Origin of the sequence: Cronobacter sp. EKM101R, from assembly GCF_963888145.1 — a bacterium.
GTDB lineage: Bacteria > Pseudomonadota > Gammaproteobacteria > Enterobacterales > Enterobacteriaceae > Cronobacter > Cronobacter turicensis.
In genome coordinates, this window is sequence record NZ_CAWPHW010000007.1 from 42,652 (window position 1) to 54,187 (window position 11,536).

An 11,536-nucleotide genomic window follows, 5' to 3' on the forward strand; every position below is an offset into this window, starting at 1 on the left:
ACGGGATAAAAATGATGACTTCAGAAAAAAAATATATCGTTGCGCTCGACCAGGGCACCACCAGCTCCCGCGCCGTCGTGCTGGATCATGACGCCAACATCGTCAGCGTCTCCCAGCGTGAATTCGAACAAATCTACCCGCGTCCAGGCTGGGTAGAGCACGACCCGATGGAAATCTGGGCCTCCCAGAGTTCCACGCTGGTGGAAGCCCTCGCGAAAGCGGATATCAGTTCGGATCAGATTGCCGCTATCGGCATCACCAACCAGCGCGAAACCGCGGTGGTCTGGGAGCGTGAAACCGGCAAACCGATCCATAACGCGATTGTCTGGCAGTGCCGCCGCACCTCGGAGATTTGCGAGAAGCTGAAACGCGACGGCATGGAAGATTACGTGCGCCAGGCGACCGGCCTCGTAATCGACCCGTACTTCTCCGGCACCAAGGTGAAGTGGATCCTCGACCACGTCGAGGGCGCCCGCGAGCGCGCTAAACGCGGCGAACTGCTGTTCGGCACCGTCGATACCTGGCTTATCTGGAAAATGACCCAGGGCCGCGTGCATGTCACCGACTACACCAACGCCTCGCGCACCATGCTGTTCAACATCCACGAGCTTGACTGGGATGACAGAATGCTGGAAGCGCTGGATATTCCGCGCGCCATGCTGCCGCAGGTGCGTAAGTCGTCTGAAGTGTATGGCCAGACCAACATCGGCGGTAAAGGCGGCACCCGTATTCCTATCGCCGGCATCGCGGGCGACCAGCAGGCGGCGCTGTTTGGCCAGCTCTGCGTGAAAGAAGGGATGGCGAAAAACACCTACGGCACCGGCTGCTTTATGCTGATGAACACCGGCGAAAAAGCGGTGGCCTCAACCCACGGCCTGCTGACCACCATCGCCTGCGGCCCGCGCGGTGAAGTGAACTATGCGCTGGAAGGCGCGGTGTTTATGGCGGGCGCGTCGATTCAGTGGCTGCGCGACGAGATGAAGCTCATCAGCGACGCGTTTGACTCCGAATATTTCGCGACCAAAGTGAAAGACACCAACGGCGTTTATGTAGTACCGGCGTTTACCGGCCTCGGCGCGCCATACTGGGACCCGTACGCCCGTGGCGCGATTTTCGGCCTCACTCGCGGCGTGAACGCTAACCACATTATTCGCGCAACGCTGGAATCCATCGCCTACCAGACCCGCGACGTGCTGGAAGCGATGCAGGCGGATTCCGGCATTCGTCTGCACGCGCTGCGCGTGGACGGCGGCGCCGTGGCGAACAACTTCCTGATGCAGTTCCAGTCCGACATTCTGGGCACCCGCGTGGAGCGCCCGGAAGTGCGCGAAGTCACCGCGCTGGGCGCGGCCTATCTGGCTGGTCTTGCGGTCGGCTACTGGCAGAATCTGGATGAACTTCAGGAAAAAGCAGTGATTGAGCGTGAATTCCGCCCAGGTATTGAAACCACCGAGCGTAACTACCGCTACGAAGGCTGGCGCAAAGCGGTGAAACGCGCCATGGCCTGGGAAGAGCACGACAAAGAGTAAGCGTTAACCTCATTGGTCTCCCCCTTTTCTCCCGCCTTCGGGCGGGAGACTTTTCCCGCTTTTTTCATTCGTCCCCCGCAATTAGTGTATCCTTTGCAGCAATACCCCCTTTTCTGATGGTTTGTGTGAATGAAAGAGATCGAAAAAGCTGAAATTAAACGCCTGAGCGACCGCCTTGATGCCGTACGTCACCAGCAGGCCGCTGTTTCCCTGACGGAAGCCGCCGACAAATACGCGGAGCTGGAGCAGGAAATCGCCACGCTGGAAGCGGAAATCGCGCGCCTGAAAGATGTGCGTACCGACAAGCTCAGCAAAGAAGCGCAGAAGCTGATGGCGATGCCGTTTAAACGCCCCATCACCAAAAAAGAGCAGGCCGATATGGGCAAGCTGAAAAAAAGCGTGCGCGGGCTGGTGGTCGTTCACCCGATGACCGAGCTTGGCCGTGAAATGGGCCTGAAAGAGATGACCGGCTTTGCGAAAAGCGCGTTTTAAGCGTGGCGGGCCGCCGTCTGGCGGCCGTGTTAAATGAAAGGAAGCTTTAATTTAACGCCGCACGCCTGCGCATACCTTTGAAGCGTGTCGACGTTGGCGCATAGCGCGTGATCTTCCAGGCGGGTGATTTCTGGCGGTGAGATGCCCATCCTTTCGGCAACGTCGTCTTTTGTCAGTCCCGCCTGAGTACGCATCGCGATGAGCAATGCGCTTAGCTCTTCTTCCCGTATTTGCTGCTCGTAAGCTGCCTGAACCGCCGCGTTTTCAAAGGCGCATGCTTTCACCTGCGCAAAGGTGACCCCTTTAACCGACATGGCTGAGCTCCTGTAATCGTTTGAGTGCAATTTCGATTTCACGCTGCGGCGTTTTTTGCGTCTTTTTTATAAAAGTACGCAAAATAAAAATGCGCTGACCCACCGCGAAAGCAAAAAACGTGCGTGCGATATCTTTACCGCCAACCCGCAGTTCGTACAAGCCCCCACTTAACACGCGGGTGTCCGGATAACGCAGCCGGAAACCTTCTCGTTCAAGCTTTTCCAGCCCTCTCAACACCTTCGCCTGCATAGCGGGATCAAGCGAGTACAGTTCTCCCGCGGCGCCTGGATGAAAAATTAATTCAAACATGACGCGCTTCCCTGCACATAGTTACTCTCCAGCATCACTCTCTGTCATACCTTCTGGGCTTCCTGCCCATGAAATCGGAAATGATTTTACTGCTGTAAACGAAAGCGAAACGTTTTATGTGCGGGTATTGCGAGACGCCTTCCACGATTTCTCGTTTCGAAGTGGGAGTGGCGCTGACTCGCCAGACACCGCCTGAATTGGCCCTACCAATTCCCTCGCAAACTTACCGCCCAATCACAAAACCCCAAAAAAGCGTAACCAACGTGTTGCCGATACCTAACAAATGGTTAACCTTTTGTTGTCATTCACCCTACAACAACACATTGGTTGGGCCACTTTTACAAATCCGCGCTAACAGAAGCACAGACTTCCGGCACGAATGAAGGCCCGCAGGAGATTCGCTATGCACCTCTGGCAGCAGAATTACGACCCGGCAGGGAATATCTGGCTCTCAAGCCTGATTGCCGCTTTGCCGATCCTGTTTTTCTTTTTCGCGCTGATTAAGCTCAAGCTGAAAGGCTATCTGGCGGCGACCATTACCGTCGTCATCGCCCTGCTGGTGGCGCTCTTTTTCTACAAGATGCCGGCGGAACGCGCGTTCGCGTCCGTTATTTACGGCTTCTTCTACGGCCTGTGGCCTATCGCATGGATTATCATCGCTGCGGTGTTCGTTTATAAAATTTCGGTGAAAACCGGGCAGTTCGACATCATCCGCTCGTCCATTCTCTCCATCACGCCGGACCAGCGCCTGCAAATGCTGATTGTCGGTTTCTCGTTCGGGGCGTTTCTGGAAGGGGCCGCGGGTTTTGGCGCGCCGGTGGCGATCACCGCCGCGTTGCTGGTGGGGCTTGGCTTTAACCCGCTGTACGCCGCCGGCCTGTGCTTGATTGTGAATACCGCGCCGGTGGCGTTTGGCGCGATGGGCATCCCGATTCTGGTGGCAGGCCAGGTGACCGGGCTCGACAGCTTCCAGATTGGTCAGATGGTGGGCCGTCAGTTGCCGTTCCTGACGATTATCGTGCTGTTCTGGATTATGGCGATTATGGACGGCTGGCGCGGCATTAAAGAGACCTGGCCTGCGGTGCTGGTGGCCGGTGGCTCGTTTGCTATCGCCCAGTATTTAAGCTCGAACTTTATCGGGCCGGAGCTGCCGGACATTATCTCTTCGCTGGTATCCCTGATCTGGCTGACGCTGTTTCTCAAACGCTGGCAGCCGGTGCGTATTTTCCGCTTCGGCGATGTGGGCGCCTCGGTGGTCGATCAGACGCTGGCGCGCAAGAACTACACCGCAGGCCAGGTGGTGCGCGCCTGGTCGCCGTTCCTGTTCCTGACCGCCACGGTCACGCTCTGGAGCATTCCGCCGTTTAAAGCGCTGTTTGCTAAAGGCGGCCCGCTGTCAGATCTGGTGTTTAACTTCTCCGTGCCGTTCCTGGATGGCCTCGTGGCCCGTATGCCGCCGGTCGTCGCAAAGGCCACCTCCTACGCAGCGGTTTATAAATTCGACTGGCTCTCCGCCACCGGCACCGCGATTTTCGTGGCGGCTATCATTTCGATTATCTGGCTGCGCATGAAGTCGAAAGCCGCCGTGGAAACCTTCGGCCAGACGATGAAAGAGCTGGCGCTGCCGATTTACTCCATCGGCATGGTGCTGGCGTTCGCGTTTATCTCTAACTACTCCGGGCTCTCCTCGACGCTGGCGCTCGCGCTGGCGCACACCGGCAGCGCGTTTCCGTTCTTCTCGCCGTTCCTCGGCTGGCTTGGCGTGTTCCTGACCGGCTCGGATACCTCGTCGAACGCGCTGTTCGCGGCGCTCCAGGCCACGGCGGCGCAGCAGACCGGCGTCTCGGATATTCTGATGGTGGCGGCGAACACCACCGGCGGCGTGACCGGCAAGATGATTTCGCCGCAGTCTATCGCTATCGCCTGCGCGGCGGTGGGGCTGGTGGGCAAAGAGTCGGATCTCTTCCGCTTTACCGTGAAACACAGCCTGGCGTTCACCTGTATGGTGGGGCTTATTACGCTGCTTCAGGCTTACTACTTTACCTGGATGATCCCATGACATTAATGACCCGGCGACTGGCCGACCATCTGGTGGAGCGCATTCGTGCGCTCATCGCAGAGCGCGGTCTGGAAGCCGGAATGCGCCTGCCTTCGGAGCGACAGCTGGCGCAGGAGCTTGGCGTCTCGCGCAATTCGCTGCGCGAAGCGTTGCAGATTTTGATTCGCGACGGGCTGCTGATAAGCCGTCGCGGCGGTGGCACCTTTGTGCGCTATCAGCTGGAGCCGTGGTCGGAACAGCGCATCGTCCAGCCCATTCGTAACCTGATGGCGGACGATCCGGGTTATCGCTACGACATTTTAGAAGCCCGCCACGCCATTGAGGCCAGCACCGCGTGGTATGCGGCGCTGCGCGCCACCACGCAGGATAAAGAAAAGCTGCGCTACTGCTTCGACGCGATGTTGCAGTTCACCGAGCGCGACGACCCGGATCTCGCCTCGCAGGCCGACGTGCGCTTTCACCTGGCGATTGCCGAGGCGTCGCACAACGTGGTGCTGCTCCAGACCATGCGCGGCTTTTTCGATCTGCTGCAGTCTTCCGTGATGGAGAGCCGTCAGCGGATGTATCAACAGCAGCCGATTTTCGCGCAGCTCACCGGCCAGCACCGCGAGATGCTGGAGGCGATAGAAACCGGCGATGCCGAACGGGCGCGCAACGCGACGCTGCGCCACCTCGGCTTTGTCCACTCCACGATTAAACAGCTTGATGAAGATGTCGCCCGCCAGGCGCGTGTCACCCGCCTGCCCGACGATCTAATAAAACCGTCCAGGGAGAATGAAGAATGATTATTTCCGCAGCCAGCGACTATCGCGCAGCGGCGCAGCGTATCCTGCCGCCGTTTCTGTTTCACTACATCGACGGCGGCGCGTACGCGGAATATACCCTTAAGCGCAACGTGGACGATCTCTCGCAGGTGGCGCTGCGCCAGCGCGTGCTGAAAAATATGTCGGACTTAAGTCTTGAGACGACGCTGTTTAACGAAACGCTCTCGATGCCGGTCGCGCTCGGGCCGGTCGGGCTGTGCGGCATGTATGCGCGACGCGGCGAAGTTCAGGCGGCGCGCGCGGCGGCGGCGAAAGGCATTCCCTTTACGCTCTCGACGGTGTCCGTCTGCCCGATTGAAGAAGTGGCGCCCGCTATCAATCGCCCGATGTGGTTCCAGCTCTATGTGCTGCGCGACCGCGGTTTTATGCGTAACGCGCTGGAGCGCGCCAAAGCGGCGGGCTGCTCGACGCTGGTGTTTACCGTTGATATGCCAACGCCCGGCGCGCGCTACCGCGACGCCCACTCGGGCATGAGCGGCGCCAACGCCGCCATGCGCCGTTACTGGCAGGCGGTAACGCACCCGCAGTGGGCGTGGGACGTGGGTCTGCATGGCCGCCCGCACGATCTCGGCAATATTTCCGCCTATCTTGGCAAGCCGACCGGGCTTGAGGATTACATCGGCTGGCTGGCGAACAATTTCGACCCGTCCATCTCCTGGAAGGACCTGGAGTGGATCCGCGAATTCTGGGATGGCCCGATGGTTATCAAGGGGATCCTCGACCCGGAAGACGCCCGCGACGCGGTACGCTTCGGCGCCGACGGGATTGTGGTCTCCAACCACGGCGGCCGCCAGCTTGACGGTGTGCTCTCGTCAGCCCGCGCGCTGCCCGCCATCGCCGATGCGGTGAAAGGCGATATCACGATCCTTGCCGACAGCGGCATCCGTAACGGGCTGGATGTGGTGCGTATGATAGCGCTCGGCGCCGACAGCGTGTTGCTGGGCCGCGCGTATCTTTACGCGCTCGCGACCCACGGCGAGCAGGGCGTGGCGAATCTGCTGAATTTGATTGAGAAGGAGATGCGGGTGGCGATGACGCTGACCGGCGCGAAGTCGATTAAGGAGATCACCCGCGAATCGCTGGTGCCGTCCCCGGAATTTACGTCGGTTTTAGCGGACCTGCCCGCCGCCAGCGCGAAACCTAAGCAGGATGACGCGGCGTAAATCGTGGGTGTTGTGACGATGGCGGGTTAAGTGACGATGGCGGGTGCGCTGCGCTTACCCGCCCTACAACGCATAGAGACAAGTTTTCCCGTAGGGTGGGTAAGCGAAGCCGCACCCACCAACAAATACCGCTCCACTTTGCGTAGGGTGGGTAAGCGCAGCGCACCCACCAATTACATTCGGATAACCGCGCGCACTACCCCCGGCCCCACAACCTGCGCGAAAAACTCTCGATCTTCCCGTTAAGACGCCGGTTTTGCAGCGTTTTCGCCCAACTGGCGGAAAGGCCGCCGGCGCTCAGCAGCCGGTGATACTGCTCGTCATCGAACGGCGTATGCCACGCGATGGCGGCGGCCTCGCGCACGGAAATGGCGCTCACCCGCGACACCAGCTCCAGCGGCGCGTCGCTGAACACCTTGCCCTCGCCTATCACCCGGTACAGCCAGCCGCAGCGCGCGGTATCCTGCATCCGGCCGGAAAGTTCACTAATCCCGGAGTGAAAATTGACCTTAAAGCACGGCGAACGCGGCTGGGTAATTTGGATCAGCGCCTCGCCCCAGCGAAAGATATCGCCGATAAACGCGTTTTCTTCGGTCAGCCCCAGCGTTGAGAGATTCTCGCCAAACGCGGGCGGCGCGAACCACTCCGCCTGTTCCGGGTATTCACGCGCCCAGACGGCGTAATGCTCGCGCGGATAATGGCACAGCGCGCGGTCCGCCCCGCCGTGAATTTTCTTCTCCGCCTGCTGATCGCCAACCAGTCCGCGGCTGGTGAGCGACAGTTCGCCCTCCACCTGCACTTTGCCGATGGCGCTGGGCCTGCTGCCTTCATAGTCGCGGATTTTGCCGGCATAAACCTGCACCGGGAAATACATACGCGCCTCCTTTTGCGGATATAAAAAAAGCGAGCCATCAGGCTCGCTTTTTAGAGGTCAGGTTGCAACCTTATTTCTGAGAAGCGAAACGCGCTGCGGCTTCGTCCCAGTTAACCACGTTCCAGAACTCTTTGATGTAGTCCGGACGACGGTTCTGGAATTTCAGGTAGTACGCGTGCTCCCACACGTCCAGGCCCAGGATCGGGTAGCCGGAAGCGCCGGAGACAGCTTCGCCCATCAGCGGGGAATCCTGGTTTGCGGTGGACACGACAGCCAGTTTGTCGCCTTTCAGCACCAGCCACGCCCAGCCAGAGCCGAAACGGGTCGCTGCCGCTTTCTCGAACTCTTCTTTGAATTTCTCAACGGAGCCGAAATCGCGCTCGATAGCCGCTTTCAGATCGCCCTGCAGGGTGGTGCCTTTTTTCAGGCCTTTCCAGAACAGGCTGTGGTTCGCGTGGCCGCCCGCGTTGTTACGCAGAACGGTTTTCTTGTCAGCCGGAACCTGATCCAGTTTCGCGATCAGCTCTTCAACCGGCAGGTTCGCCAGCTCCGGCAGGCTTTCCAGCGCCGCGTTGGCGTTGTTGACGTAAGTCTGGTGGTGTTTGGTGTGATGGATTTCCATCGTCTGCTTGTCGAAATGCGGTTCAAGCGCGTCATAGGCGTACGGCAGGGATGGCAGTGTATAACTCATATTCATCATCTCCATTATTATCGGGCGGCAGAGGTGTTAACGCCGCGTAAGCAGTGGGTTCATTATAGTTAATTAAATGATATTGAAAATGTTTATCAATGCCGCAGTTTTTATATGGTTATAACTTAACGCAATAATGGCTGAAAATGGACACCTGGCGCTGATTTTTACACAGATTTCCATGTCTTAGGCATCGTCTGAATTCACCACAAAGTGTGATCCCCGTTCGGCTTACCCCCTGTTTTTTGCCACCCGCCTGCGCTTCGCGGCAGCGCCCCGAAGGTGAAAGATTGAGCGCCTCAATAGACTCGTTTCGGTTAGGGGGCGGCTTTCGCTCCCGTCTGGCCTTATGACGGAAACGAGGACGACAGCATGAGTAACGCAATAACCATGGGAATACTGTGGCATTTGATTGGCGCCGCGAGCGCCGCCTGCTTTTATGCGCCGTTTAAGAAGGTGCGGCACTGGTCCTGGGAAACCATGTGGTCAGTGGGCGGCGTGGTGTCGTGGCTGATTTTGCCGTGGGTAGTCAGCGCTCTGCTGCTGCCCGATTTCTGGGCCTATTACCGCTCGTTCAGCGCCGCCACGCTGCTGCCGGTGTTTTTATTCGGCGCGATGTGGGGCATCGGCAACATTAACTACGGCCTGACCATGCGCTATCTCGGCATGTCGATGGGCATCGGCATCGCGATTGGCATTACGCTGATTGTCGGCACGCTGATGACGCCGCTGCTGAACGGCAAATTCGGGCTGCTCGTCGGCACGCCCGGCGGGCGGATGACGCTGCTTGGCGTGTTCGTCGCCCTGATTGGCGTCGCCATCGTCACCCGCGCGGGCCAGTTGAAAGAGCGGCAGATGGGTATCAGGGCCGAAGAGTTTAACCTGAAGAAAGGGCTGGTGCTGGCGGTGATGTGCGGCGTGTTCTCGGCGGGCATGTCGTTTGCGATGGACGCCGCAAAACCGATGCATGAAGCCGCCGCGGCGCTGGGCGTCGACCCGCTGTATGTCGGCCTGCCGAGCTATGTCGTTATCATGGGCGGCGGCGCGCTCATCAACCTCGGCTTCTGTTTTATTCGCCTCGCGAAGGTGAAAACGCTGTCGCTGAAAGCCGATTTCTCGCTGGCGAAACCGCTGCTTATCAGCAACGTGCTGCTCTCAGCGCTGGGCGGGCTGATGTGGTATTTGCAGTTTTTCTTCTACGCCTGGGGACATGCGCGCATCCCGGCGCAGTATGACTACATCAGCTGGATGCTGCACATGAGCTTTTACGTGCTGTGCGGCGGGATCGTCGGGCTGGTGCTGCGCGAGTGGAAAGCCGCAGGGCGTCGCCCGGTCAGCGTGCTGAGCCTGGGCTGCGTGGTGATTATCGTGGCGGCGAATATCGTCGGGCTGGGCATGGCGGCGAACTAACCTGTCATTGCGCCCCACTGCTGACGCCACACCCGTGGCGTCACGCCCGTTTCGCGGGTAAATACCACCGAGAAATAGTTACTGTCTTCAAAGCCGCAGCGCGCGGCGATATCGCTTATCAGCAACGAGGAGTGACGCAGCAGGTACTGCGCCTGGCAGATGCGCAGCTGGCGCAGATACTGGCTGATGCTCATGCCCGTCTGCTGACGGAACAGCTGGCGCAGCGGGCGTTCGGCAATCTGGTAATGGCTGCAAAAGTGCTGCAAATCGAACGGCACGTCAAGGCTGTTGCCCAGCGCCGCCATCAGCAGATCCAGCGTTTCGCCCTCGCCCGGCCCCGTGCCGCCCGACGGCTGATAACGATGACGGCGCAGCGTAATCGCTAGCTGTAAAAAGAGGCTTTCGGCTAAACAGTGCGAGAGCGCGTCGTGCTTCGGGCTCTCATGCTCCAGCTGGTCGATGACCTGTCGCGCCTGCACCATGCCCTGGCTGCTGAGCCGCCAGCGCGGATCGCCGTTCACGCCGCGCGGGTTTTCCAGCAAATCGCGCCAGTTAACGTTCAGTTGCAGCCGTTCAGGGCAATAGATGATGTTGTGCAGCACCAGATCGTTGACCGCCTGATAGCTGTGGCGGTCTTCGGCGCGGATATAAAAGAGATCGCCGCAGGTGATGCGATACGGGCGGTCATTCAGCACATGCAGCCCGTTGCCGCGCCACACCAGCACCAGTTCGCAGAACTCGTGGGTATGCTCGGCAAAGACATTCTGAGGGTAGCGATCCGCCACGACGACCGGCTGGGTGGGTGTCGCGAAGAAATCCGCTTTCCTGAGCACTAACTGAGAGGCCACAGCGTATCTCCGGGGCAAATAGCTGCAAAGTATCCCCTTTTTTGCCGCAGAAAACGGTGATTCCCTTCGCGTTACTGCATCTGTTCGTCGCGCCCCTGGCGAATGTCGCGCGGCGACCACGAAAATTCACGCCGGAACAGCGTGGAGAAATGGTTGCTGTCGCCAAAGCCGCACTGGTAGGCGATATCCGTAACGCTCTCTTCGCTGTGGCGCAGCAGATAGCGCGCTTTCATGAGGCGCAGGCGGTTAAGGTAACGCTGCGGCGTCAGGCCGGTGCGCTGCTTAAGCTGCCGGTGTAACGTGCGCAGCGACAGCATGTGTTTGTCGGCGAGCTGCTCCCAGCAGACCTCTTCCGCGTAGTGATCCTCAAGCCAGGCGATAAGCTGGTTCAGCCGCTCATCGGCATGGCCGCCGCCCTGCAGCTGGCTGCCGCTTCGCAGCAAAATCAACAGCTGCATAAAGAGCATCTCCATGCTGGCGATGGCGTGTACGTCGCTGCATTCGCGCAGCGCTTCCAGCCTTTCCACCAGCGGGCTGGCCTGATGCAGCGTCTGCTGGCTGACGCGCCAGTGCGACGGATAGTGGCCGTCCTGCTCCTGCGGCAGGAGCTTTTCAAGCCCCGACAGGAAACTGAACGCCTGCGGAGAGCGATACAGCACATTGGTCAGGCAGAGATTCTCGGTGTGCTCATAGAGATGACGATCGTGGTCGCGCACAAAGCAGACGGAGCCGCCGCTGAGCGTATACGGCTGACCATTAAACACATGCGTGCCGGTGCCGTGCTCGACGATAACAATCTCCCAGAAATCATGATGATGCTCAGGAAAGGCCGCCTGCGGCAGACGCGGTTCAATGGTGACCGACGCCGCGCCGGATGGGAAAAAATCAATGCCCTGTAGTACCGTCATCATCGCCCCCGCGTTCTGTAAAGCCTGTCTGATAGTAGATAACGGTTCTCACTCAGACCTTAAATTTTCGACGCCAAAACGCGCAAAGCCCGTCGATTTTTTAAGAAACACCGT

At 59.1% G+C, this 11,536-nt stretch carries 12 protein-coding genes; 6 read left to right on the top strand and 6 right to left on the bottom strand.

Features of this window, described 5'->3' with window-relative positions:
• Positions 1–11 precede the first annotated feature (11 nt).
• Both glpK and AACV31_RS07070 read left to right on the top strand, forming a co-directional pair.
• Complete coding sequence (glpK, locus tag AACV31_RS07065) at positions 12–1,529, top strand: glycerol kinase GlpK (RefSeq protein ID WP_165156658.1); 1,518 nt, start codon at positions 12–14, stop codon at positions 1,527–1,529.
• A gap of 129 nt (positions 1,530–1,658) precedes the next feature.
• Positions 1,659–2,021, top strand: a complete 363-nt coding sequence (locus tag AACV31_RS07070) for a YibL family ribosome-associated protein (protein WP_007766184.1) — start codon at positions 1,659–1,661, stop codon at positions 2,019–2,021.
• A 29-nt stretch (positions 2,022–2,050) separates the two neighbouring features.
• Here the strand turns inward: AACV31_RS07070 and AACV31_RS07075 are convergent, their stop codons facing one another.
• Together AACV31_RS07075 and AACV31_RS07080 are read right to left on the bottom strand one after the other, a co-directional pair.
• On the bottom strand, positions 2,051–2,335 hold the full coding sequence (locus AACV31_RS07075; protein WP_165156656.1) for a helix-turn-helix domain-containing protein: 285 nt from the start codon (positions 2,333–2,335) through the stop codon (positions 2,051–2,053).
• Complete coding sequence (locus AACV31_RS07080) at positions 2,325–2,645, bottom strand: type II toxin-antitoxin system RelE/ParE family toxin (protein ID WP_165156654.1); 321 nt, start codon at positions 2,643–2,645, stop codon at positions 2,325–2,327. Before AACV31_RS07080 ends, AACV31_RS07075 begins: the two co-directional genes overlap by 11 nt.
• 403 nt (positions 2,646–3,048) lie before the next feature.
• On the opposite strand from AACV31_RS07080, the gene lldP reads away from it, so the two are divergent.
• From lldP to lldD, 3 genes are read left to right on the top strand one after another with little or no spacing between them, the layout of a single operon-like run.
• Entirely contained in the window at positions 3,049–4,704 is a 1,656-nt protein-coding gene (lldP, locus tag AACV31_RS07085) for an L-lactate permease (RefSeq protein ID WP_165156652.1), read from the top strand.
• The gene (gene lldR, locus AACV31_RS07090; RefSeq protein WP_165156650.1) at positions 4,701–5,489 is read left to right on the top strand and encodes a transcriptional regulator LldR; all 789 of its coding nucleotides are present in this window, start codon (positions 4,701–4,703) and stop codon (positions 5,487–5,489) included. Before lldP ends, lldR begins: the two co-directional genes overlap by 4 nt.
• Complete coding sequence (gene lldD / locus AACV31_RS07095; RefSeq protein WP_007766168.1) at positions 5,486–6,691, top strand: FMN-dependent L-lactate dehydrogenase LldD; 1,206 nt, start codon at positions 5,486–5,488, stop codon at positions 6,689–6,691. The genes lldR and lldD overlap by 4 nt, the downstream gene beginning before the upstream one ends.
• A gap of 196 nt (positions 6,692–6,887) precedes the next feature.
• Here the strand turns inward: lldD and yiiM are convergent, their stop codons facing one another.
• Positions 6,888–7,565 carry a 6-hydroxyaminopurine reductase gene (gene yiiM, locus AACV31_RS07100; protein ID WP_165156648.1) on the bottom strand — a complete coding sequence of 226 codons (678 nt, stop codon included), beginning with the start codon at positions 7,563–7,565 and terminating at the stop codon, positions 6,888–6,890.
• Between the two features lie 70 nt (positions 7,566–7,635).
• On the bottom strand, positions 7,636–8,256 hold the full coding sequence (gene sodA, locus AACV31_RS07105; protein ID WP_032807625.1) for a superoxide dismutase [Mn]: 621 nt from the start codon (positions 8,254–8,256) through the stop codon (positions 7,636–7,638).
• Positions 8,257–8,628: 372 nt separating this feature from the next.
• Between sodA and rhaT the strand changes: the two genes are divergently transcribed.
• Positions 8,629–9,666, top strand: a complete 1,038-nt coding sequence (rhaT, locus tag AACV31_RS07110) for an L-rhamnose/proton symporter RhaT (RefSeq protein ID WP_075197799.1) — start codon at positions 8,629–8,631, stop codon at positions 9,664–9,666.
• On the opposite strand, the gene rhaR is transcribed toward rhaT, so the two are convergent.
• Both rhaR and rhaS read right to left on the bottom strand, forming a co-directional pair.
• The gene (rhaR, locus tag AACV31_RS07115; protein ID WP_165156646.1) at positions 9,663–10,514 is read right to left on the bottom strand and encodes an HTH-type transcriptional activator RhaR; all 852 of its coding nucleotides are present in this window, start codon (positions 10,512–10,514) and stop codon (positions 9,663–9,665) included. The genes rhaT and rhaR overlap by 4 nt on opposite strands.
• A gap of 71 nt (positions 10,515–10,585) precedes the next feature.
• On the bottom strand, positions 10,586–11,422 hold the full coding sequence (rhaS, locus tag AACV31_RS07120; RefSeq protein ID WP_165156644.1) for an HTH-type transcriptional activator RhaS: 837 nt from the start codon (positions 11,420–11,422) through the stop codon (positions 10,586–10,588).
• Positions 11,423–11,536 lie beyond the last annotated feature (114 nt).